Genomic DNA, 24,073 nt, shown 5'->3' on the forward strand with positions numbered 1-24,073 from the left:
TTAAACATCAAATTAACCGATCGAGCTAAAATTAGTGTAAATTCTTCGGCCATTGCCTAAAACCATTGACACCGTGACCCTGATTCTACCTGCTACTGACTCTGCTGCTAACTCTGCTGCCCGCGCCGCCTCGCCCAAGCGCCACGGCTGGCCCGGCTTGATCGAAGCTTATCGCCCCTACCTGCCGGTGACGGAAACCACGCCGGTAGTGACCCTCCAAGAAGGCAATACTCCCCTGATTCCAGCACCTGCGATCGCCTCTATCATCGGTCGAGACGTGCGCGTCCTGGTCAAATACGACGGCCTCAACCCCACTGGTAGTTTCAAAGACCGGGGGATGACAATGGCGATTTCCAAGGCGAAGGAGGAAGGCGCCGAGGCGGTAATTTGCGCCAGTACCGGCAATACTTCGGCCGCCGCCGCTGCCTACGCCCGACGCGGGGGGATGCGAGCTTTCGTGTTGATTCCCGAGGGTTACGTGGCGTTGGGCAAGTTGGCGCAAGCTTTGCTTTACGGTGCGGAAGTAATTTCGATTGGGGGAAATTTCGATCGAGCTTTAGAAATTGTCCGCGAAATGGCCGTTAACTACCCCGTGACCTTGGTAAATTCGGTGAATCCTTACCGCTTGGAAGGCCAGAAAACCGGAGCTTTTGAAGTCGTTGACGCTTTAGGCGACGCCCCGGACTGGCTGTGCATTCCCGTCGGAAATGCGGGAAATATCACAGCATACTGGATGGGTTTTTGTCAATACCACCAAGCCAAAAAATGTTCGCGCTTGCCGCAGATGATGGGATTTCAAGCGGCGGGTGCTGCGCCGTTGGTAACGGGAGAACCGGTGGCGCACCCGGACACCCTGGCGACGGCAATTCGGATTGGGAATCCGGCTAGCTGGAAACAGGCGATCGCAGCCTCGGAAGCCAGCCGCGGCGGTTTTGCCGCAGTCACCGACGCCGAAATTCTCGACGCTTACCGTTTGTTAGCATCGCAGGAAGGGATTTTCTGCGAACCGGCGAGTGCAGCTTCTGTGGCCGGCTTGCTGAAGGTAAAAGACCAAGTTCCGACTGGGGCGACGGTGGTTTGCGTGTTGACTGGTAACGGTTTGAAAGACCCGGATACGGCAATTAATCACAGCAACAATCAATTTAAAAGTGGCATTGCTCCGACTTTGGATGCAGTAGCTGGGGCGATGGGGTTTTAGCAGAAGTTATATCAAATCGGCTTGAGTAGCTGTCATTCTGATTAATTGTAGGACTTACGCATAAATACCAAAGAAACCGGGTTTTTACCAGTTTTAAAGGTCGGGATGCAGTATTTTCGCCCATCAACCCGGTTTCTGACCACCCGTGCGTAAGTCCTAAATTAGTTTTCATTCTGAGCGAAGCGAAGAATCTCGCCCGAGGCTTCGCTTAACTGTGTTCCGCTCAGCATGACAAGTAAGGATTTATAGTAAAGTTAAATCCTAGTCAAAGGACGGATCTGTATACCATTTATTCATGTTTTCGTACCTTTGCATTGCTTGCTCGTATTCCTCAACTAACTCAGGGGGAGCTCCTTGTTTTAGGTAATCTAAGTCCGAATCATCCGAAGCATTGGGCTGAGATTCACAACGAACGCGATAGCCTCGCGGTAGAGTTTTCCAGTAGGTAGCTTGCCAAGGTTCCAAGATATCCCAAACTTCTTTTCCTCGGATATGTTGACGATCAAAAATAAAGCGCTCTAAACCCAACAATTGTTCGATAATTTGTCGCTGAGTGCCTAGAATTTGCTCTTCGTAAGGGAACGGTTCAAAAAATTTAAGAATGAAAAACTTATTCCAATCAGGATCAGCCATTGCTTCCCATCTAGCACCGCCTTGAGGAGTTAAATAGTAGCTAACTAGAAGTCTCCCGTCTAAGTGGTCTTGAATGCCAGCTCTTGTTAAGATAACATTTGAAGTTCCCTCGGTGTCATCTTCATCGGCAAAAACCTTTGCTTTAATGTCCCCTCTCTGAAATAAGGAATCCGCTGCAAGTGCTGTTTCAGCATGAGATAAGTGCATTGAGTATGCAACTCTTCTTAGTCCGTAGTAGTTGTCTATTACAGCAAACTCAAGAATCAAGTATTCGATTTTTGGATTCGGAGTTTGTGCTAATGCTGGGTAAGAGTTGAGATATTCATCTCCAAACAAACTTGATGGGTTTGTATCTAATTCTGGCTCCGTATACCAATGCAAAATTTCTGAGTTCCACTGCCTTGCTTGTCGATCTTTGTCAATCCACTCTTGGGGTGTATTTGAGTTGATACACCATTCAAAATGTCGATACTGGTAAGTAACTTTGTAAGCTTTGGGTAAAGTTTTCCAGTACGTTGCCTCCCAGCACTCTATTTTCTCCCAAACACAAGTTTCTAGAAGAATAGTTTGGCTTTCTAAATGTTCGCTAAGATTTATAATTTTTTCGATTATCTGCCGAGAACAACAGGTTATTTCTGATTTAATTAAGCCAGTTATTTCATCACGTCTAGAACCCATATACCATTGTCTATAATGATTCCAATTGGGATGAGTTAAGCTTTCCCACCTTGCTCCCCCTTGAGGCGTTAAGTAGTAAAGAGCGTTGAGTTTTCCATCCAAGTGTGCCTGAATTTGAGAGCGATTCAAGGTAATACCTTCAATTAATTTGTCATCTTCAGTGCAAAATCCAGCTAAGATGTAACCTTTCTGAAATAAGCGCTCGGCTGCTACTGCCACCTCAGCATGAGAGAGTCTCCAATCCGATGCCACATTTTTGAGACTTTCATAATGTTCTATAACCGAAGAAAGAATCAGGTACTCTATTCTATGGATAGTCATAATGTGTATTAGCGAATGCCCTTCGCCGATGAAAGATGATTAAAACTTGTATTTAACCCCTACCCGATGCAGGGTTTCAGAAACTCAGTCGATCGCAAAAACTGGCTTTCTCGGTTTTCACTAACGATTGACGATCGATAGTCCGGACAGTTTTCCATCACTAACGGCAGAATGCGAGTTTGGGCCTTCTCAGTGAGGTCAAATGCTAACGGTAGAATGAGGGTTTCAGTCTCTGCCTCCAAAACTGTCCGGAGTATTGACGATCGCCCATCGCAACTAACCCGCTGCGATCGCCTAAAATAAAACTCAACACTTTTGCAATTATACAATGACTAAACCTACTGCAACCCTGTTAATTGCCTGTCCCGATCGCAAAGGACTCGTCGCCTTACTTGCTAACTTTATCGCCTCCCATAATGGCAATATCATTCACGCGGATCACCATACAGATTTTACCGCCGGATTATTTCTAAGCAGGCTAGAATGGCAATTAGATGATTTTGACTTAACCACCGAACAAATAACACCTGCTTTTACTGAAATTGCCAAGGACTTACAAGCCAATTGGCAATTGCATTTCTCCCATCAAACTCGGCGCATCGCGATTTGGGTAAGCCGTCAAGATCATTGTTTGTTAGACTTGATTTGGCGACAGCGAGCGCAAGAAATTAAGGGTGAAATACCCCTGATTATTAGCAACCATCAAAATTTAAAGCCTATTGCCGAACAATACGGTATCGACTTTGAGTATATTCCCATTACTAAAGAGAATAAAGCTATTCAAGAAGCACAACAGTTAGAAATCATTAAAAAATATAAGATAGATTTAGTAGTTTTGGCTAAATATATGCAAATCTTGAGCCAAGACTTTATCAGAAAGTTTCCCAATGTAATTAATATTCACCATTCATTTTTACCCGCGTTTGTGGGTGCAAATCCCTACGAAAGAGCTTATGAAAGAGGGGTAAAAATTATCGGTGCAACAGCCCACTATGTTACACCAGATTTAGATGCGGGCCCGATTATCGAACAAGATGTTGTGCGCGTCAGTCACCGCGATGAAGTGTCTGATTTGGTTCGCAAAGGTAAAGATTTAGAAAGAGTTGTGTTAGCAAGAGCCGTGCGATATCATTTACAAAATCGTGTTTTAGTTTATGGCAATAGGACTGTGGTTTTTGCTTGAAAATTAGGCATGAGATCGATCGGGTTTGTTACTCCTTTGATCGCTCGGTGATTAATATAAATTCCAGTTGCACGACCCAAGTGCAGCGAATCTAAAAGTTTGCTCACTTGACATTTTTCATGACTTGTGAGGCGGTTAAGATTTTCCGTTGCCGTCTTGTTGCGATCGCCCTTGGGCAAGTTTTCCCACAGAGCCCCCAATAGGGCGAGGTTTCGGAACTTTACTTTTACCAGCGGGCCATCCTTCACGCTGCTGGGAGCGATCGCCATCGGTTTCTTCGGTTTGGTCGTGAAACAAAATTTGTTGCGTGGGATAAGGCAAATCGATGCCGTTTTCCACCAGCTTTTTTTTAATAGCACAAATTACCTTGTCGCGCGATCGCATATCGTCAATTCGGCGCGGCGGAGCAATCCACCACCGAACGCGGATATTGACGGTACTTTCTGCTAGCTCAACCACCAGCACATCGGGTGCAGGATCTTTCAACACCTCATTTACGCTGTACAATGCTTCCAGCATTAACTTCTTGGCGCGGTCAATATCGTCGTTGTAACCAATACCAACATCGTATTCCGTGCGGCGTTTATCGAAAGCGGTATTCACTGTCACCGAATTCGTAAACAATTCAGCATTGGGAATGACAATCCTGCGACCATCATAGGTTAGGATTGTTGTAGCGCGGGTCTCAATATTTTCTACCGTTCCCTCAAAGTTTTTAAACACAATCTGGTCATCGATTCGGAAAGGTTCAGTTAACAGAATTAGGATACCGGCTAAGAAGTTTTGCAAGATATCGCGAAAGGCAAAACCAATCGCCACCCCGCTAATTCCCAGCAATTGAATCAAATCCCCAGCTTTAAATGTGGGAATTACAATCGAAAGAGCAACAAACAGGCCAACTAGAACGATCGTACCCTGCGCCAACCGTCCTAACACCAGCCCCAAATTTCGTGCTTGGTGGTGGTTGCGGGTAAGCCGCCTGACCGCTTTTTTAATCGCCCCGCCCACACAGAAAAAGATTGCAAAGACAATTAACGCTAGCACAATATTGGGCAACAGGATAATCAAGCTGTCAATCATGCTCTCCATCTTTGCCCCGACTGCGGATATCTCTGCCTTCATAAAGTTTCCTCACGTATCAGTCGTTGTAGATATTACTAAAATTTAGCTCTGTTAAGTTCTATCTAAAGACTGTAGGTCGGCACGACGCGAGGAATATTTTTTGGCACTCCTCAAAATTTTGAATGCGGATTATAGGTTGAGATAGAGTACATTTAAATCTATTAGTAAACCATCTGTGGATGAGGAATAATAAAGAAGCGGATGAATTAATGCCCTCTAAGTGCAGGAAAAGCAAAAACAACGCATCCGTGACTAAATCCCATCTGCTAAGGGGACTCGCCATGCCGACAATTCCTGAATTTTTAGCTCCTAATTCCCAAAGGGCGGTAAGTCGAGTAACTGATTTTTAGAAGGTGGAAGCTGGGCGGGATTTTTGCCTGGGGCGGAAGTTTGGCGGATTTCCAGAGCAGTTTCGCCGGGATTTGCAGTGCGAGTGGGTACTATCTCCAAAGAATATACTGTCTCGGTTTTTGCAGGAGCGGGATTTTGGGCTTTCGCGAGCAAGTCAACAGCATCTCCGAGGGCGCTAGTTAAATTTTTGCTAGTTTCAGCGTGGCGGGCTTCTTCTTGTTTGAGGGCTTGAGTGAGTTGTTTAACTTGTTCGATCGCCCGATCGCGCTCTTCGAGAACTTCTGCTAACTTAGCTTTAAGTTCGCCTACTGTGTGCAGTTGTGCGATTTCCTGCTGGCGAGCAACTCCAGCATCGTCGCCTTCGGGCACAAGGGGGGAAAAATTTTGTAATTGCTCTATTTGTGCTTCCAGAGAAGCGATGCTTTGCTGAGTTAATTTAGCATCATTCCGCCGCTGCTCGGCTTCGGTATTGTAGAGTTGCCGCCACTGAGCCGCACTTTCACCGGCCTCATCGCGATCGCGCGAAACTTCTGTTAACTGCTGTTGCAGCCGCTTGATTTCATCTAACCACTGTCTGACATCCTGAGCCATATTGATTTTAGATTTTAGATTTTAGATTTTAAATTAGCAATGGCTTAATTAAGTAACGCTCCTTATTTCCAGTTGCGCGATCGTCCTGCATCCATTTTCCATTTTCGAGTTCCCCCTCTCCTGTGCGCTATGAACATTTATTACTGGTTGCGCTACCTGATTTTAGCTTTGTTTAAGGCGCTTTTAAGCTTGCTTCGAGCTCTCAAACGGAAATTTGGGGGTTTTTGGCTGTTTTGTCGGTGTTTGACTTGGGGCACGCTCAAGGAAGTCGGGGCGAAGGCGGGAGAGCAGCGCTTGCCGGGGCTGTCTGCGGAAATGGCCTACAATTCTATGCTGGCGCTGTTTCCGGGGCTGTTGGCTATTTTATCTGCGATCGCTCTGTTTGAACCTTTGCAGTCAACACTTTATCAAATCGCCCGTCTTTTGGGCGAAATTATACCCGATGACGTGCGGAATTTAATTGGTGGCTTAATCAAAGAAATTCTGTTAACTCGGAGTAAAGGGCTGTTTTCGGTGAGCTTTCTTGGGGCGATTTGGGCATTTTCTGGAGTAATGAGCGCGGCGATGGCTGCACTCGATCGCATCCATGAAACCCCGATCGATCGAACTAGACCATTTTGGAAAGCCAAACTTATTTCTCTGGCGCTCAGTATCGGTACAATTGTGCTGTTAATTCTAGCATCGGGAGTAGTATTTGTCAGCGACTTAATTGTACAAGCTATTGCCCGCCAGAGCTGCCTGCTGGAGTCCGTCGCCAATTGCGATTTAAAAGATGTCCAAAATTGCTTGCTCCTCGCCGGCAATTGCCCTTTAGAGTCGCAACTGTTAGGTGCTTGGCGGCTGTGGAGGTGGCCGATTTCTTTGGGAATTGTATCACTGGCTTTTGCATTTATTTACCGCTACGGGCCTAGCCGCCGTCAACCAGATATTCCTATTGTATCAGGAGCTGTTTTTGCTGCTATTTTGTGGGCGCTATTTTCAGCTTTATTTCGGTTTTATGTTTTGCATTTGGGCAATTACACTTGGACTTACGGCACAATCGGAAGTTTTATTGTGTTGCTGCTGTGGCTCGATATTTCTTCTTTGGTAATGCTGATAGGCGCTCAGTTGAATGTGACAGTGGGAAAGGCTATTAAACAATCAAAATTAAAATAATTTTTTAATTTTGATTTGTTAATTGTTATTTGCCGGATGCTGGCTTACCTACGGAGTACAGTGCTGAGGATGCCCGCAACAAAAGACAGAAAAATCAGTATCCAAATGACACCACCGGGAATGAATGTCAAGAGGCCAACACCTCTGAGAATCCAAACTAGGAGGGTGAGGCCCAGGATCGTCAAAAAGATGCGGGTAGATAGTCGCATTTGAAATCTAGGAGAATTAGTCATGTTTAATGTTAAAGTTTTGTCTGGATCAATGATAGCTGCTTTGCTGGCGATCGGCAGTTACCTCACCTTAATTTCTACTCCCGGTTCCACTGTTGCGCTGAGGGCTACAAATGTGCTGGGAGAAGCGGCAAATGCTGCTCAAAAAACACCTTCTGCAAGTTTAACAATTTCCGATCGCACAATTGGAGCGGCGAAGGTGGGGATGGCTTTCGGACAATTGAAAAAGGCTTTGGGCCCCACAGCACAGTTTAAGGTACAGTCTCCTTTTATGGTAGACTTTGATGCTGTGGCTGTCAGTCAGTCGGGAAAAGTGCAATATCGGATTATCTATGCTGCGGGTACAAAGCTAAAAGATACCGATGTCATTGAACTTTTGATGACTGACAATTCTAGTTATAAAACAGGTCAGGGCGTCGGGCCGGGAATGAGTCTGAAACAAGCCGAGGCAATTTACGGCAAAGCGACTTTATCTTATAACGTGGATAATGAAATGAGAGAAGGGGTTGTATTTGCCAAGCAACCCACTAGAAAAATTATGTTTGTTCCCAAGGCTGAAGGGAAACAATTTGCGGGAGTTTATGGCGCTGGTCAAGGGGGATTTTATCAGACTAATAAGTATCAGCCGAATGCTGTGATTCGATCTGTGATGGTGCGGAAGTAAGTTAGGAGAGACAGCCCAACAGATAACTCGGCGATTGAAATCGCTTCTACAGAAACTATCGTCCCAGCAGAGGGGGACTCAAGAAAGGAAAGACGATCGCACTTATCAAAAAAGTGTGATCGCCAATGTTTAGTTAACTGAAATCGCCGCGAAAATTACCATTTATAACGGGCTGCTGACGTAATTGGAAGGGCGGCCCAACGCCGATAAACGGTGACTGTCCCCACTGCGATCGAACACAACCTCAAACTTAACGTGGGGTATAGTTTGACGCAGAAACTGAAAATGCCCGTCTGCATCTGAACGACTGCGGAAGCGGGCAACAATAATCCATTGCTGAGAGGGTAACAAACGGGCGATCGCCCAACAACACAAGCGTTGTTTGTATGTCATCATAGAATTTATCTCCATTGAATGTTGGAGCCAGAGCCAGCCCGGAACCTTGGACAGTAAGGGGCTGGCTTTTGACTGTTTACAGGTCGCTTTATAACGCATTATGACGTACAATATAAAATGACTTAAAATGAAATATTTTTATCTGTCTTAACTCAAAACAGCTTAAGATGGACTGTGTTGAAATGTTTTGCAGTACAACGAATGGCTTCACGGGGAAGAGTTACCGCATACCTACCAGAAGAGATTCAAAAAGCTCTCGAAGAATGGGCAGAAGAAGAAAGCAGATCCGTTAGCAGTTTGACAACGTACCTGCTGACGAAATCTGTTCGAGAACGCCAAGAACAGAAAAAAGATAAATCAGAAAGCGATCGCCCTTAAGAACTATCGCCCGCCATCCCATCCGCGTCCATCCGCGTCCATCCGCCTACATCTGCGGTCAAAAAAAGAACCATCGCCTCAAAAAAATAAGGTGGGCCGCAGCCCACCCTATTCAAATTATTTCGCAGTCACCAACTGTGCCGGCAGCCGCTTAAACGCCAATCTTTCATTCTCGATATCCACAAAAATGGTATCGCCGTCAGCAAAATCTCCCCGCAAAATACCCTTCGCCATTTGCGTTTCCAACTCGCGTTGAATTCCCCGCTTCAATGGCCGCGCACCGTAAACCGGATCGTAACCTATTTCTGCTAAGAAATCGATCGCAGATTCCGACAATTTCAGAGACATTTTGCGATCGGCTAACCGTTTTTCCAAGCGCTTAACTTGCAACAGCACAATCTGCCGCAGTTCCGTCTTACTCAAACCGTGGAAGATAATCATCTCATCAATCCGGTTCAAGAATTCCGGGCGGAAAGTTCCCCGCATCGCTTCCATCACCCGACTCCGCATTTGTTCGTTATCTCCCGCCACATCTAAGATGTATTGAGAGCCGACATTCGATGTCATAATAATCACAGAATTCTTAAAGTCTACCGTGTGACCTTGAGCATCGGTAACGCGGCCGTCATCCAGAATTTGCAGCATGATGTTGAATACATCCGGGTGCGCTTTCTCGATTTCATCGAATAGAATCACCGAGTAAGGACGGCGGCGCACAGCCTCAGTTAATTGTCCGCCTTCATCGTAGCCGACGTATCCCGGAGGCGCACCAATTAACCGCGAAACCGCGTGTTTTTCCATGTATTCCGACATATCAATTCGCACGATCGCTTCTTCGGTGTCGAACAGATAAGAAGCTAATGCTTTGGCTAACTCGGTTTTACCCACACCCGTGGGGCCGAGGAAGATAAAACTCGCAACCGGACGATTTGGATCGGCTAAACCTGCGCGCGATCGCTGAATTGCATCTGCAACCGCCGTCACCGCTTCATCCTGTCCGATTACCCGCTTGTGCAGTTCATCTTCCAAGTGCAGAAGTTTCTGCATTTCCGATTCAACCAACTTGCTGATCGGAATTCCCGTCCACTTGGAAATAATCTCCGCAATGTCACCTTCTGTAACTTCTTCCCGCAGCAGAGTTTGACCTGTGGTTTGAGTTGCTGTCAGTTGAGTTTCCGCTTCTTGCAATTGTTTTTGCAACTGAGTTAACGTGCCGTATTTCAACTCAGCAGCGCGGTTCAGGTCATATTTTAATTCAGCTTGCTGAATTTCAATATTGACCTTATCAATCTGTTCTTTAATCTTTTGAATGCTGCCGATGACACCTTTTTCCGATTGCCATTGAGCATTCAAACCGTTTTGCTGTTCCTTGAGGTTGGCTAAGTCTTTTTCCAGTCTTTCCAAACGTTCGATCGAAGCAGAGTTACTTTCTTTTTGTAGGGATAGTCTTTCCATTTCTAGCTGCAAAATCCTGCGGTCGATTTCGTCTAGTTCTTCCGGCTTGGAGGTAATCTCCATTTTGAGTTTAGCGGCTGCTTCGTCCACTAAGTCAATGGCTTTGTCGGGCAGGAAGCGATCGCTAATATATCGAGTAGACAAAGTAGCCGCCGCCACTAGGGCGCTGTCAGAAATTTTTACGCCGTGGTGAACTTCGTACCGTTCTTTCAAGCCCCGCAAAATTGAGACAGTATCTTCAACTGTCGGTTGGTCAACATAAACTTGTTGAAAACGGCGTTCTAGTGCCGCATCTTTTTCGAGGTACTTGCGGTATTCGTCGAGAGTTGTAGCGCCGATACAGCGCAATTCTCCCCTAGCTAACATGGGTTTAAGTAAGTTACCGGCATCCATCGAACCTTGAGTTGCGCCAGCACCGACAACGGTGTGAATTTCATCGATAAATAAGATGACTTTGCCGTTGCTGTCGGTAACTTCTTTGAGCACCGCTTTCAAGCGTTCTTCAAATTCTCCCCGGAATTTTGCACCTGCAATTAACGCGCCCATATCTAAGCTAATTAATTGTCTGTCTTTGAGAGATTGCGGCACATCTCCGGTGATAATTCGCTGGGCGAGTCCTTCGGCGATCGCAGTTTTGCCGACTCCCGGTTCCCCAATCAATACCGGGTTGTTTTTGGTGCGACGGCTCAAAATTTGAATCGTGCGGCGGATTTCGTCATCCCGTCCGATTACCGGATCGAGTTTGCCTTGACGCGCGGCTTCTGTCAAATCTCGGCCGTATTTTTCCAGCGCTTCGTATTTGCCTTCTGGATTTTGATCGGTCACTTTGTTCTTCCCCCGGACTTGGGTAATGATATCTTTGAGCTTGGCTTCATCTAGTTTAAATTCTTGCAGCAGATTTTTGCCGAAACGATCGTCCTTAACGTAACCTAGTATCAAATGCTCGATCGAAATAAATTCATCGCCGTAGTCTTTGCGATAAGTTTCGGCGCGATCGAGCAAAGTGTCGAGAGAACGACCTAGATAAACGTTGCCGCCGCTTCCAGTAATTTTCGGCTGACGACTGATAAACTCATCAGTGCGATCGCGCAATTTTGCTACAGAAACTCCCGCTTTGTTAAATAAGCTGCTAGCGAGCCCCGATTCTTGTTCCAGCAAAGCTTTCATCAAGTGTTCGCTTTCTAGCTGCTGCTGCTGACCTGCTTTGACAATTTCGGGGGTGCGGGCGAGGGCTTCCCAGGCTTTTTCGGTAAATTGGTTTGGATTATTCGGTTGCATAAATTTTAATTCCCTGCATTAAAAATGATGACTGCTGTAGAGGCAATTGCTCGATCGCCCGTACAATTGTCATTGTAGGGAGTTGCGGAGGGCGATCGGATCGGTGTTCCCCTATCTGTAGATAGGTATTTCCGTCCTTTGTCGCAGTCTCTGGCAGCCAAAAGCAAACTGTCGCCCCTAAAAGTTGCACTCTTGGATAAAAGCAACTCTCACATTAAAAATGCTTTCTAGTGCCACTTGAAAAAACTGCACATTCTTAAACAGTCTCCTGCTGCGGAAAATGGAGAAATACTCATGTAAATAGGAGAGAGGACTGGAGAAGCGTCACAGTCCTATAGCTAAACCCGAAGCGTTATTGTTTTACTCATCAATAACAGCCGCTATAACTCTCACACCTAGAAAATATAGCTATGAAAATTTTACCTTTAATTTCGTTAGGTATTATAGCAAGTGCTGCGATCGCACTAGCCCCTGAAGCTTTGGCAAATACCTGGCGTGCCGCACACCGGATGTCTGGTTTTTCCGCCGACAGCAATTACTACTTGTATCTAGAAAGTTCCAGAGATACAGGAGCGGGAATTCCCAAAGCAAAATTGCAAATTGTCCAAGTTGCTGCAAATTCCTGCATCAAAAATGGGTGTATCCAAACTAAATATGGCGAGCCAGACTCGAATAAAAGCACTAAAATGGCAGAAGATGACTTGCTTAAAAAAAGTTGGAATAACAGGCAAACTTTGAAGTTAACTCCTCCTCAAGCTGGAACTAAACTGAACATTATTTCTCGTACTCCCGGAGCCAATGGAAGCGAGACAGTCGCCGTCAAAGTCAATACAGCAAAGCCTTTACAAATTCGCCTGGAACAGCGGCAAAAAAATGCTTCTGCTGGCAAAGAAAGCGCGGCAATGCGTCTTGTAATTAATCATAACGGTCGGCAGCGTGTCCTCGGATCGCTGAACAATTTTGAAGATTGGGTATTCTCTTATTCAATCCGAGAAGTTCGTTTGTCTCCGAACGGCCGCAATGTCGTTGTCCTGGTGGACAAGACAGAACGCACTTTTGAGGGAGTCTTGAAAACTACTGTTGTACAAGGCTTTGTTCTTTAGGCTTGCTATATTCCCAGGTTTTGACCTGGGAATTATCAAAACTTACGCAGAACCCCTATATGTAAGGTACACGCGGCCCACCTACAGATAGAGTCTGTGCGTTAGTCCCGATCGGGTTGTTAATTATTCTTTATTTTGATAATTGATATATCAATACATTTTAAAATTTCCCTCTTCCTTCCTCCCTCTTTCTTTTTCCTTGAACATCTGCCTCCTGACTATTGACGAATGCTCCATCATTAATCCGTGTATCCCTGTCAAAATCCATATCTTGCCTGACTGACTTCATGCCTGCATCACCACCCGTTCCGGGAGACTGACAATAAAAGTTGAACCTTTACCGTCTTCGCTTTCGACGCTAATTTCGCCGCCGAGAATTTGACACAAACGTTGGCTAATTGTCAATCCCAAACCCGTGCCTCCATACTTGCGGGTAGTCGAGGCATCAGCTTGGGTAAAAGGTTTAAATATCTGCTCTAATTGCTCGTCCGTCATGCCGATGCCGGTGTCGCTGACTCGAAACATTAAAACTTGAGAAGTATAGTTTGAACCCGATTGAAAATCATTATTTTTATTTGGTTTCGTCGGTCGTGATTTTTCAATTTTCATTCTTTCGACGCCGATAGTAATGACGCCTTTTTCGGTAAATTTGGCAGCATTGCTGAGCAAATTGAGGAGAATTTGCCGTACTTTCGGTTGGTCGGCGTACATTGTGCCGAGTTCGCCTTTTGTTTTCAGTGCTAAAGCATTACCTTTTTTTTCTACTAGCGGTTGAGCAGTAGTCATCACTTCTTCAATCATCGTTGCCACGTCGAAGTTTTCCAAATAAAGGGTGACGTGACCGGCTTCTATTTTGGAAATATCGAGGATGTCGCTGATCATATCCAGCAGGTGTTTGCCTGCGGTTTGAATTTTTTCTAAGTCGGGGAGAAAATCTTCGGAACCGGAATCTTGAGCGTCTTCTTGCAGCATTTCGCTGTAGTTGATGATGGCATTGAGGGGGGTGCGGAGTTCGTGGCTCATGTTGGCGAGAAATGCACTTTTCGAGCGGTTGGCAGCTTCGGCTGCTACTTTTGCTTCGTGCAAGTCTTCTGTATATTCTGCTACGCGCTGAATGAGTTCGTTGAGCGAAACTGCCAGCATTCCCACTTCGTCGGAAGTAGTGACGGGTACTTGCAAATCAAAGTTTGATTCTTCGGTAACTCGCTGGGCGATGAGGGTGGTGGCTTCTAAGGGGCGGGCGATCGCCCGGCTGGTGTATGCTGCAAGTAGGGCTGCGATACCGGCGGATACCGCTAGAGAGCAAACCAGAATCAGAGTTCCAAGTTTTTCTGCTTCCTCGTAGGTTCTAAATGCCTCATCTGCTTTATCGCGAAAGTTGCCGGCCAGTTGGGCAGAATCTTCGGAAAACTGTTTGAGTTTCAAAGCAGTTTCGCCCGCCACAAAATTGTTCAAGTTCTGCCTCAATGCCTGCTGCTGCTTCGGATTCAAAGCAGATAATTTCGCAGCAGCCAACAATTTTTGTACTTGTTGAAAGTATGATTCTACGGTTTTGCCGTTGACTTGAGCGAACTGTTGAAGCTGTTGGTAGTCTTTGGCAATCTCGGGATTCTTCGTCTGCGACGGGGTTTGCAGTTGTTCGAGGATGCCGCTCATCTGAGCAACGCGAGTCAGGAATTCCGAGCGTTGGCGATCGAAAATTTGCGGTTTGGCCGTCAGACTCGCCAGCTCTTGCTGCTGAATTCTGACTTCCTGCACCGTGTTATTGAGGTTTGTCAGGATTTCCGCTTTATCTCGGTCGATCGCTAGTTTTTCTCTAACTTGCTGTTTGTGATAGGATTCTACTCCGCGTCCCGCCACAGCACCCAAAACGGCAATACTAATGACCAAGGCGTATCCGCAGCCGATTTTCTGCCTGATACCCAAGCGGCCCAACAGACTTTTCAACCCTATTTGAGGACGGTTATGCAGTTGATTTTTCAAAGCTAAGGTTAAAGACATGGGCAATGTACTCGTCACCTTTGAGAGGCACCATCTATATTCTAATTGATGCCTGCCGGAGGGTAAATAAAGTTCTGGCTTCGGACTAGGTTTTGGTAGTTGTAGGGTCTTTGCAGGGTTCCACAGCTCGATCGGCTTGACAGTTTGCAGCAGTTATGCGTAAAAAATTATAGCAGAAGGAAGAAGTATCTTCGGCTGTATTCAGCTTTCTTCCCTTCAGCGATGCGAGCAGGCAAGTCGCGGTTCCTGAGCGAAGTCAAAGGGTAGTGCAAGTCGCTCAGAGTAAAAAAAAGCAAGAAGGAAGAACGAGTCAAAGGCATGGTTTCAGTAATTAAGAACATCCTCACCGTTTTGGTGGTTGCGATATAAGTGGTGAGTTATAAGTTGCAAGTTATGAGTTAGATTTCTCATTTAAAACTCTACTCTACTCGCAACCCACAACTCTATCGCTGTTCTCCTACTGGCAAAGTCGAAATTGTGCTATCTCCGCAGGAATTTTGGAAGCATTAGGTACGTTTGCACTTGCTGGAACGAAGATTCCCAGGCCATAACTGCAACCCTCTGCCGTCGTGCATTCCCCAGGCTTAGCAGTGATTTGATATTGGCCTTGGGATGGGGGAGTAAAAGAGATTGACGCCAGTTCGCCTGTTTTTTGACTCACAGCGATTTCCTGACCGCTTTCATCCTTGAGAGATAAGTTTAAATCCTGACAATTTCCGTCGCAAGTGGCAACAAAAACATACTCCACATTAGGATGCAACGTTGCTCTAAAAGGAGATGAAACTTGCTTGCGAACTTGGCCCAGCAACGGCACAAATACTAATTTTTGACCGTTGCCTTTCCGCTGGTCAACTTCTGTTTTCAAGCGACAAATCACCGTTTTTTGGTTTTCCGTCAGTTCTTGAGCAATCGCATTTCCTACAATTGCTGTACCGAGGAGCAGGGCAAGGCCGGAAATAACCAGATGTTTGAAATTCATTGATGTCCCTTAAAGTTAATTTTGGGTGATTGCAATAGACCGCTTTTGTCAGCAATCTATTAGTTTATCTGGAGCCTATCACATTTGTTGACTTTTCCGAAAAAACAGGTCGGAGAAAAGTGCGATCGAACTCATGTCTGGTTTTAGATGAATCTGGCGTCAGCTATCGCCGAAACTCTACAGATTGCGGACTGTAGGAGCAGAACCCCGTCCTGATTGTATTTTACTAAATTAGGACGATCGCCATCAGTATCTAGAAACCCGGTTTCTGGGCGGATGCCTCGCAGCTCAACCTACGATTTATAGTAGAGACCGGGTTTAACAAGACCTGAATCTGTCCAAGACTGTAAATCTCTGATACAGGTTCCCAGCTTCTCTGTCAACAACATAATACAAATTTAAAAAAGTCTTGCTAGCATCCTCAATCTTATACCAATTATTAAAAGTCAAAGCGAACCGTAAGGACACGGCAATGCCGTGTCCCTACTCAAAATCCCTCCGTTAAATCCCTTCTACAATCCATTGCCTAACTTCCTTCTTCCAATCATTTATCACTCTTCCGAAATTTCCAAGCAGGAACAAACTTGGAATCTCCCCAAACGCCGCGGCGATTTTTCTTAGCTTCGGCTTCCGCTTGTTCCAGAACACTGGCACTGGGACAGTTTTTCAAGTAAGGACGGTAAACCATTGCTAATCCTTCGCGGGTCAAAACTTCTTGGGCAAATGTGCCGTTTGGCAAACGAACTTCGCTAACTTTGCGGCCGTAGCGGTCAGTATCGGTGACTGTCAAGACAACGCGACCCCCCCCTTGTTTGACGAGCTGCTGCATTCTTTGGTGCGCTAAATTTCCCCACTTAAATTGATTTTTTAGTGCTGATGCTTTGCTATTTTTCTCAGCATTTGTGTGCGCGACTTCCGGTGCATCTACACAGGCAAAACGCACTTTGATATCTTTTCCGGCGCTATCGCTGGCGACAAGGGTGTCGCCGTCGCTGACTCGCTTGACAGCATAGTTGTTGGGCGCTAACTTTTGTGGACACCCGAATAGTAGCAATAGCATAGCAACTGCACTTAAGGTTTTTATTGTTGGGAAAAGGGTGATTTTTGTCGGGATCATATTTCTCTGTTTTATTTAGTTTCCATCCAATTTTGCCCAGCGTGGATGTCAACTATCAGCGGTACGCTAAGTGGCAGAGCATTTTCCATCGCAGTTCTAATTTTCGGTTGCAATTCTTCCCATTCATCGGGAGGTACTTCAAAGATTAATTCATCGTGAACTTGCAACAGCAGCCGCGCCTGATAGTTTTGCAAAATTTTGTGTACTTCAATCATGGCAAGTTTAATGATATCAGCACTAGAGCCTTGAATGGGAGCGTTGGCTGCAGCCCGCAAAGATTGGGCGTCATCTCTGCTGACAGATTTAAGTCTATCGGAGTGAATGTCTTGGGGATTGCGGCCTTTTAAGTCGAGGAGGCTTTCGCTCTCGAATTTTAAATAGCGGCGGCGGCCTAGAATTGTGGTAACGTATCCGAGGGCGATCGCCTCTTTTTTTACTTTCTCCAAATATTCAAAAACTTTACTGTAACGCTGGTTAAATCGTTCAATAAACTTTTTACCGTCTGCTGAAGTTTTGCCCATCGAACGACCAAACTTAATCGCCCCCATACCGTAAATTACCCCAAAATTAATCGTTTTGCCAAACCGTCTTTCGTCCGGCGTTACTTCCTCTTTTTCAAACAGCAGTTGAGCCGTTACGGTATGCACATCTCGGTTATTTTGGTAAGCTTCAATTAACACAGGCTCTTGACTCAAATGAGCTAAAATTCGCAGTTCAATTTGAGAATAGTCAGCCGACACCATCAGCCAACCTTCTTCCGGCAAAAATGCCTTGCGAATTTGCCGCGAAAACTCGGTACGGATGGGAATATTTTGTAAATTTGGATTAGAAGAAGAAAGCCTTCCCGTACCCGTTGCAGTTTGGTTGAAATCTGTATGCACTCGCCCGGTATCCGCACGCACTAACTGCGGCAAAGCATCGACATAAGTTGATTTCAACTTGGATAATGTTCGGTGTTCTAATAAATCGTCTACAATCGGGTGGTCTCCTTGCAATTTATCCAATACAGTGGCGTCTGTAGAGTATCCCGTCTTCGTTTTGCGAGATTTTTTCTGAAACTCATCCGGGATTTTTTCTAACAATATTTCGCTGAGTTGTTTCGGGGAACCTAAATTAAACTTTCTCCCCGCTGCTTGATAAGTCTTTTCTTCTATTTCTTTTAAGCTCTTTTCTAGCTGTTGCGATAGTTCTTGCAGGTAAGCTGAATCAATGCGAATTCCACAGTATTCCATTTCAGCTAAAACAGGTTCGAGGGGCTGTTCTACTTCCAGCAGCAACTTGTGCAAAGACTTATCGGGAAAGTTATGTTCATCAGCTTTATCTAATTCAGTTCTCAGTTTACCTACTAACTGAAATGTGGTGTGAACATCCATGCCGCAGTAGTCGGCTACCGCCGGAATACTGATGTCAGCAATTGTTTTGTTTTTGGGTACTAATTCATTGTAACTTTTGGCGACAATGCCTAAGTATTTCCTTGACAATTCGCTGAGGCTGTGGCTGGTTTCGGGATTGATCACGTAACTGGCTAGCATGGTGTCGAAGACGACTCCGGCTAGTTTGATTCCCTGACAGCGCAGGATCGATCGATCGAACTTAGCATTTTGCAGCGCCTTCGGATAATTCTCGCTTTCCAAAATCGGACGCAAAGCATTTAAAACTGTGGCTTTATCCAAGTTTTTGCCCGTTTTATGTCCCGTGGGAATGTAAGCAACATCCTCTTCGCCTGTTCCCCAACAGCAGCCAATTCCGACTAATTCGGCATCTCGCGGTTCGATGGCGGTGGTTTCGGTATCCCACGCCACGGGTGAGGCTTTGTCGGTGAAGGTTTGCAGCAGTTGGACTAATTCGTTTAACTGTTCGGTTGTTTGAATTATTCGGGGTTTAATTGGCAGTTTGTTTTCCTGCTGGGCGGCTAGGGTTTCTGCGGGACTAAAAAACCACAACGCATCGTCTTCTGAACTTTCAGAAGTTGCAGGTGACTTATCTATTGTGGGGTGGGGATTGGGTTCGCCCTTTTCTACTGTGGCTTCTACACTCTTTTCTACTGTGTCTTCTACGCCCTTTTCTACTACGGTTTCTTCTACACCGCCGAACCTTTTTTGAATTTGTTTAACTTTGCTTAAAAATGTCTTAAATTCTAATTTTTCCAGCATCGGGATCAAGGCTGCTTCATCAAAACCTTTGAGCTGGCAATTTTCTAAGTCTACTTCCAAGGGCACGTCTTGGACAATTGTCGCCATGCGTTGAGAATGGTAAGCAGCTTCTTTGCCTTCTTCTAGCTTTTTCTTAGTTGCTCCTTTAATCTCGTCTATTGCTGCATAAATTCCGTCGAGGGAATTGTAAGCTTCCAGCAATTGCAGGGCGGTTTTGTCGCCGATGCCTTTAACTCCGGGGATGTTGTCGGATTTGTCGCCGCAGAGGGCTTTGTAATCTACTACTTGTTCTGGCAAAATACCGAGTTTGGCTTTGACTTCTTCCGGGCCGTATTCTTGGGATTTGCCTTTGCCCGATCGCCGGAGCTCATCGGTACTCAAATATAATACGCTGATTTGTTTTTCGGTTTCTACTAATTGAAACAAATCGCGATCGCCCGTGAGGATTTTGACCTGATAACCGGCCGCGCTGGCTTTGTTTGCCAAAGTTCCCAAAACATCGTCCGCCTCGTAGCCCGGAGCAGTTATTGCAGGTAAATTCAAATAGGTGAGCAATTCTTGCAGGTTTTTGATATCCGGCTTAAAATCTTCCGGTGTTTCTGCTCGGCCCGCTTTGTAGGTGTCGTCTGCTTCGTGGCGAAATGTGGGTGTGGCGAGGTCAAAGGCGATCGCCATGTACTGGGGGTCGTGGGCCGCCATAACTTCCAGCAGCGACTTGAGAAAGCCAAAACAGACGCTGGTGGGAATGCCCGTCGTAGTTCGCAAGCCTCCGTCTCGACTTTTGGCAAAGGCGAAGTAGGAGCGAAAGGCCAGGGAGTGACCGTCAACTAAGATGAAGGTGGGTGCTTGATTTTCCGACACTGACACAGATCCCGATCGCACGAAAGTATTTTCTCATTGTAGCTATAGCAGAAGGATGTCTGATGTTTTGAAGTAGCTCATCTTTGCACCAATTCTTGTAATGCCAAAAAACAGTAGAGTATGGAGTAGATATCTGGGTAAGTCAGACCAACTGCAACGATTCTTGCTATTCTGCGTCGATTTTACTCGCTCGCCTAAAATATCTCAAAAGGTTTCTCTACAAGGTCTTTGGGATGATAAATTTTTAAAACCCCTGATTGCCCCCCTCTCCCCGAAAACAATCGCTCTCCTTCTAAGTCGTTTTCTGAATGGACTTGCGTAAACACGCAATATTATTTGCGCTTACTCCCCTATCAACCGGAAGACTTGAAGGACAGAATAAAACTATCAACTTTACAAACAGGTCTGAATTATGAAAAAGGTAATGGTTACACTCATCTCTCTAGCTACCCTTGGGCTAGGCATTGCTGTTCCCCTCCAAGCCAATGCTCAGCCTCCTATGAAGCAAACAACAAAAGTTGCGGTTACATCCCCACATACCCATGAATACCGCGTCCAGTATCACCGCCCCAATCAAAAAAAATGGATCAATGCTGGCACTTTCCGAGATCGTGTAGCTGCTAACAAAGAGGTTCAAAAACTAGAGCATAAAGGTTATAAAGCCAAAATAGTAACTCTGTAGACTTAGACAATAGAGCAGGGAGAGAAAAGGCGGGTAGCACTCGCCTTTTCTCTCCCTCACGATTATCATTATCAGTAAAAGCACAGGTTATATAGCAAGTCTAAATAGTCGTGAAAACGAGTCTGCTGAAGAAATGATAAAATAGTTATGGCAATCAAACTATGAGTTATCAAACACAACACTTTCTGGTCATTGAGGATCACCCTGAAGTGGGTCAAAATAATTGTGATTTTTTGAGGATGATAGACCCTCAGTGTTCCTGCATTATTCAGGAAACCCCTGAAGAGGGGATTGAGCAACTCAAGCAAGATAACATAGATTTAGTAGTAGTTGACTTACAATTTGGGACTTTGACAGGCGAGGAGTCAGCCAAGCCAGGTTTAGCGTTACTCAACCACATTTTTGAGCATCACCCTCTGTTAAATGTTCTCGTCTATACCAGCGAACCAAGCTATTTAAGGCAAGTCGTGAAGCAAATATTTGAACATCAAGGGGGATTTGCTGTCGTTAATAAAATGGAAAGACGGAATGCTTTTCTAGAAGGTGGTCGTAATGCTTTAGCTGGACAGTGTAAGATTCCTCGTAATTTAATGAACGAAATGCCATTGACTGATAAGGATAGAACGGTATTGGACTTGTTATGCAACCAAGCCCTTACCGATCAGGCAATTGCAGAGCGGATGCATATATCCCTCAAAACAGCTCAGAACTACGTCCAGAGTCTCAAAGCAAAACTGAATGTCGATCAGCTTGATGGTCAACTTACTAATACCCGAATCGCAGTTTGCATGGAGGCAATTAAACGTAGGTTAATCGGGTAGTTATACCCTTATTTTTTATCATCTTATGGGGTGTCCATAGTCCATTCAAGTGTTACTAGCATCCCACCTTCTTCTAATGGAACCCTTTGCCAAGCGCCATTTGGGATCTCAGCAGCAATAGTTTTCATCAGTTTAGTGCCATATCCACCACTACGACGTTTCTTGTGAGGAATATCTAATAAGAGAGGGGTTAGGCTAGTTCCATTATTCTCGATCGCTAATCGGCACTGATGATCTTTTTGAGTAAGCGAGACTGAAACTTGCGTTGCCGATCCGTTTGGAGGTTGGGCATGGCGAATCACATTAGCGATCGCTTCTCGAAAAAAGCGAAAGATATCCTCTCTCGAATCAATCCAAGCACTATCAGATTTGGGTTCTCGCAAGGGTTGTAGATGCTCTTTGACACTCAAGGTTAGTTCTCTTGAGTCAATTAGTTTTTGGAGCCATTGGTGTATCCCCCGATCCAGTCCAGATTGCAATTCTGGTGTAATCTCTAGCTTTTCTGCAATTGTGCGTGTGCTGCTGAGCTGATTGCGAAGTGCAAGCCCAACTGCTTCTAATCGATCTAAGATTGAGTTAATCATGGGAGATGGATGACTGAGGGCTAGAAGCTCAATACTATCCATTGCCAATTTTAGTTCTTGAAGTGGGCCATCATGAATGTCTGTTGCGACTCGATGGAGGAGTTTCCGCGATTGCAAAAGAACAGCCTGTCGCTCAGCTAATTTCTGCTGTTGTTGGATAGACTGCCTGAGAATTGAATAAATTGCTACACCTGAACCTGTTCCAACCCAACCTAAGATGGGGATGGATAATGGAAGAATTAACCCTTGATAGAACAAGATAAAACTTAGAGCTACATAGCTTCCTACCAAGATCGGAAGAAGCCAGCCAACCAGCAGATGAACAGGTATAAGTTTATGCTTTTTGCCTGGGCTAAGTATATATAGGCTTATGAAGTCAAGACCCAAAGTTGTGATGATGTAGTCATACCAATTCGGGATTCTTGTGAGAAATGAATGGGTCATCAAACTAGCTATTTGATTAGCTTCTACTTCTGCAAGAGACATCTCCCCAAAAGGAGATAGTTCTCGATAGGTTTCAAACCCTTTCCCTTCGGGAAGATCGATTAATACAAGTTTATCATGGAGCTTCTGAAGAGATTGGGGGTCAAAGGAAGGATTACAGTGTTCTATCTCTAGCTGAGAGGAAGGACATTGAAAATGAATATCAATACTAGGAAATGTATCAGCCGCACCCCAGAAGTTCATTTGAAAAGATAAAAGAGTTTGTAAAGTGGTAATTTTTTGAAAACCTTTGATATTTCCTGAGTTCATATAGAATTTTTCTAAGGCCATCGTTGCCACAGATTTAACCTTATGATGTATATTAATATCGGGATCATCTTCATAGCTAAAATAGGAGAATAACTCCGCTTTGCGAGCTGGGCTGTCTAAGCTTTGGGGATGTGCTGCATATCTGAAGTAACTTACTATGTGCTCTGGGGGAATAGAGGGATTTATACTTTCATTATCGAAAGGAAGTAAATTATGATAATCATTTATGACTGAATTTTCTGAGGGGAACTTACTTGGACGAGCCACCAAAACAATCTGGTTTGAATATTTACTAATCAACTCTTGAAAGGGATGTTCTACCTGAGTATCTGTATCAAGCTCAATGTACTGGCTCATTTGAGTAGGCAAATTTATGACTACAACCTTTGCACCACTGTTGATTAAGCTTTTCACTAAAATTGCATAGAAAGTATTCAGTTTATATAAGTTATGAAAGTTATATCCTAAAAGGGCAGGCTGCTCGATCTTAAGCAGTAGAATTTCTTTGGGTCTAAGCGCTGGTTTATGAAGTCGTATTAGATGATCCTGAATGTCGAGTTCCATTTTATTGAGCATAGGTAAGTTGCTAGCTACTGCACAGTAAAACAAGCTCCAAGCAGTTACTAAGCCAATACCTATTGAGGGACGATATCTGATAGTCTTCATTCGATATTTATATTATTTATTTGTGAGGTGCAGTCAATATAAAATTGTTGGCTTGGGTGGGATTCGGTTTAAAGTTACACACAAATCTTGTGAACACTGTCTCAACCGCCAACGATCCAATTTTGTACTAATCGTTCCATCATAGATACTACCATTCAAATGAAACCTGTATATTGAGCGGACATTATTGCCGTCAATTTATAGTTTCAGTTTAACCAAGTCTCTTTGTCCAATACCATCAGTAATTCGTCCAGCACTAATCCCGACTTAGGTTACTGTGGCTGGGAGATATAACAGAGTCAATAAAAGTAAAGCTTGGCATACAATACGAGATGCAAAAGGAAGCATGAGCCATTTATTCTTAGTTCAATAGTACAACTCTGACATTGGCCTTTGAGGGCGAATTGTCTTCTCCAGTATATAGCAATTCACGGTTTGGTGAGGTACACCTAAATAGCTGTAAATCTTATAGAACCCATTGGGGAGCTGTGATGATGAGCTAAGATCGGAAAAAAATGTCGTACTCCCGCAGCTTAAGCGATAAAGAGTGGGAACTCATCGAGCCATTATTACCACGAAACAAGAAAACCAGACCGCCTACTCAGTCAAAGAGAGAAATCTTGGATGTTATCTTTTATGACTCGCAAGCGGTAAACGCACGGGTGGTCAGAAACCGGGCTTGTTGCATCATACTTCGTTACAGCTCGCAGAAACGGTAAA

Annotated in this window: 21 protein-coding genes; 9 read left to right on the plus strand and 12 right to left on the minus strand. The window is 44.9% G+C overall.

Annotation, left to right across the window (positions count from 1 at the left end):
- The first annotated feature begins 73 nt into the window (after window positions 1-73).
- The gene (gene thrC / locus QUA27_RS01420; RefSeq protein ID WP_333065868.1) at window positions 74-1,198 is read left to right on the plus strand and encodes a threonine synthase; all 1,125 of its coding nucleotides are present in this window, start codon (window positions 74-76) and stop codon (window positions 1,196-1,198) included.
- A gap of 261 nt (window positions 1,199-1,459) precedes the next feature.
- Here thrC and QUA27_RS01425 read toward each other — a convergent pair whose 3' ends face one another.
- Both QUA27_RS01425 and QUA27_RS01430 read right to left on the minus strand, forming a co-directional pair.
- Window positions 1,460-2,830 carry a hypothetical protein gene (locus tag QUA27_RS01425; protein WP_333065869.1) on the minus strand — a complete coding sequence of 457 codons (1,371 nt, stop codon included), beginning with the start codon at window positions 2,828-2,830 and terminating at the stop codon, window positions 1,460-1,462.
- 59 nt (window positions 2,831-2,889) lie between these two features.
- Window positions 2,890-3,159 carry a hypothetical protein gene (locus tag QUA27_RS01430; protein WP_333065870.1) on the minus strand — a complete coding sequence of 90 codons (270 nt, stop codon included), beginning with the start codon at window positions 3,157-3,159 and terminating at the stop codon, window positions 2,890-2,892.
- On the opposite strand from QUA27_RS01430, the gene purU reads away from it, so the two are divergent.
- Complete coding sequence (gene purU / locus QUA27_RS01435) at window positions 3,159-4,013, plus strand: formyltetrahydrofolate deformylase (protein ID WP_333065871.1); 855 nt, start codon at window positions 3,159-3,161, stop codon at window positions 4,011-4,013. The genes QUA27_RS01430 and purU overlap by 1 nt on opposite strands.
- Before the next feature lie 135 nt (window positions 4,014-4,148).
- Here purU and QUA27_RS01440 read toward each other — a convergent pair whose 3' ends face one another.
- Window positions 4,149-5,135 carry a mechanosensitive ion channel family protein gene (locus QUA27_RS01440; protein ID WP_333065872.1) on the minus strand — a complete coding sequence of 329 codons (987 nt, stop codon included), beginning with the start codon at window positions 5,133-5,135 and terminating at the stop codon, window positions 4,149-4,151.
- Window positions 5,136-5,444: 309 nt separating this feature from the next.
- Complete coding sequence (locus QUA27_RS01445; RefSeq protein WP_333065873.1) at window positions 5,445-6,077, minus strand: hypothetical protein; 633 nt, start codon at window positions 6,075-6,077, stop codon at window positions 5,445-5,447.
- Window positions 6,078-6,206: 129 nt separating this feature from the next.
- Here QUA27_RS01445 and QUA27_RS01450 point away from each other — a divergent pair, with 129 nt between their 5' ends.
- Together QUA27_RS01450 and QUA27_RS01455 are read left to right on the plus strand one after the other, a co-directional pair.
- On the plus strand, window positions 6,207-7,232 hold the full coding sequence (locus QUA27_RS01450) for a YihY/virulence factor BrkB family protein (protein ID WP_333065875.1): 1,026 nt from the start codon (window positions 6,207-6,209) through the stop codon (window positions 7,230-7,232).
- A gap of 231 nt (window positions 7,233-7,463) precedes the next feature.
- On the plus strand, window positions 7,464-8,126 hold the full coding sequence (locus tag QUA27_RS01455) for a hypothetical protein (protein ID WP_333065876.1): 663 nt from the start codon (window positions 7,464-7,466) through the stop codon (window positions 8,124-8,126).
- 162 nt (window positions 8,127-8,288) lie between these two features.
- Here QUA27_RS01455 and QUA27_RS01460 read toward each other — a convergent pair whose 3' ends face one another.
- Window positions 8,289-8,522, minus strand: a complete 234-nt coding sequence (locus QUA27_RS01460) for a hypothetical protein (RefSeq protein ID WP_333065877.1) — start codon at window positions 8,520-8,522, stop codon at window positions 8,289-8,291.
- Window positions 8,523-8,723: 201 nt separating this feature from the next.
- Between QUA27_RS01460 and QUA27_RS01465 the strand changes: the two genes are divergently transcribed.
- Complete coding sequence (locus QUA27_RS01465) at window positions 8,724-8,900, plus strand: type II toxin-antitoxin system antitoxin (protein WP_190737742.1); 177 nt, start codon at window positions 8,724-8,726, stop codon at window positions 8,898-8,900.
- A gap of 117 nt (window positions 8,901-9,017) precedes the next feature.
- Here QUA27_RS01465 and clpB read toward each other — a convergent pair whose 3' ends face one another.
- Both clpB and QUA27_RS01475 read right to left on the minus strand, forming a co-directional pair.
- Window positions 9,018-11,633, minus strand: coding sequence for an ATP-dependent chaperone ClpB (clpB, locus tag QUA27_RS01470; protein WP_333065878.1), 2,616 nt, complete (start codon window positions 11,631-11,633; stop codon window positions 9,018-9,020).
- A gap of 5 nt (window positions 11,634-11,638) precedes the next feature.
- Window positions 11,639-11,794, minus strand: a complete 156-nt coding sequence (locus QUA27_RS01475) for a hypothetical protein (protein ID WP_333065879.1) — start codon at window positions 11,792-11,794, stop codon at window positions 11,639-11,641.
- Between the two features lie 249 nt (window positions 11,795-12,043).
- Between QUA27_RS01475 and QUA27_RS01480 the strand changes: the two genes are divergently transcribed.
- Window positions 12,044-12,736, plus strand: a complete 693-nt coding sequence (locus QUA27_RS01480; protein WP_333065880.1) for a DUF2259 domain-containing protein — start codon at window positions 12,044-12,046, stop codon at window positions 12,734-12,736.
- Window positions 12,737-13,021: 285 nt separating this feature from the next.
- Here QUA27_RS01480 and QUA27_RS01485 read toward each other — a convergent pair whose 3' ends face one another.
- The 4 genes from QUA27_RS01485 to polA form a co-directional block, all read right to left on the minus strand.
- Entirely contained in the window at window positions 13,022-14,737 is a 1,716-nt protein-coding gene (locus tag QUA27_RS01485) for a sensor histidine kinase (RefSeq protein ID WP_333065881.1), read from the minus strand.
- Window positions 14,738-15,194: 457 nt separating this feature from the next.
- Entirely contained in the window at window positions 15,195-15,716 is a 522-nt protein-coding gene (locus QUA27_RS01490) for a hypothetical protein (RefSeq protein ID WP_333065883.1), read from the minus strand.
- Between the two features lie 544 nt (window positions 15,717-16,260).
- On the minus strand, window positions 16,261-16,776 hold the full coding sequence (locus QUA27_RS01495) for a thermonuclease family protein (RefSeq protein ID WP_333065884.1): 516 nt from the start codon (window positions 16,774-16,776) through the stop codon (window positions 16,261-16,263).
- A gap of 68 nt (window positions 16,777-16,844) precedes the next feature.
- A complete protein-coding gene (gene polA, locus QUA27_RS01500) occupies window positions 16,845-19,868 on the minus strand; it encodes a DNA polymerase I (protein WP_333065886.1) in 3,024 nt (1,007 codons plus the stop codon).
- A gap of 391 nt (window positions 19,869-20,259) precedes the next feature.
- On the opposite strand from polA, the gene QUA27_RS01505 reads away from it, so the two are divergent.
- Together QUA27_RS01505 and QUA27_RS01510 are read left to right on the plus strand one after the other, a co-directional pair.
- Complete coding sequence (locus QUA27_RS01505) at window positions 20,260-20,529, plus strand: hypothetical protein (RefSeq protein WP_333065887.1); 270 nt, start codon at window positions 20,260-20,262, stop codon at window positions 20,527-20,529.
- Window positions 20,530-20,690: 161 nt separating this feature from the next.
- Window positions 20,691-21,350: a response regulator transcription factor gene (locus QUA27_RS01510; protein ID WP_333065889.1), complete on the plus strand. Its 660-nt coding sequence runs from the start codon at window positions 20,691-20,693 to the stop codon at window positions 21,348-21,350.
- A 23-nt stretch (window positions 21,351-21,373) separates the two neighbouring features.
- On the opposite strand, the gene QUA27_RS01515 is transcribed toward QUA27_RS01510, so the two are convergent.
- Window positions 21,374-23,353: a sensor histidine kinase gene (locus QUA27_RS01515; RefSeq protein WP_333065891.1), complete on the minus strand. Its 1,980-nt coding sequence runs from the start codon at window positions 23,351-23,353 to the stop codon at window positions 21,374-21,376.
- A 515-nt stretch (window positions 23,354-23,868) separates the two neighbouring features.
- Here QUA27_RS01515 and QUA27_RS27615 point away from each other — a divergent pair.
- Window positions 23,869-24,072 (plus strand): transposase, encoded by a 204-nt coding sequence (locus QUA27_RS27615; RefSeq protein ID WP_510175253.1) that lies wholly within the window; start codon window positions 23,869-23,871, stop codon window positions 24,070-24,072.
- The last annotated feature ends 1 nt before the right edge of the window (window position 24,073 follow it).

Source organism: Microcoleus harperi Pol14_C6, from assembly GCF_036701295.1.
GTDB lineage: Bacteria > Cyanobacteriota > Cyanobacteriia > Cyanobacteriales > Microcoleaceae > Microcoleus.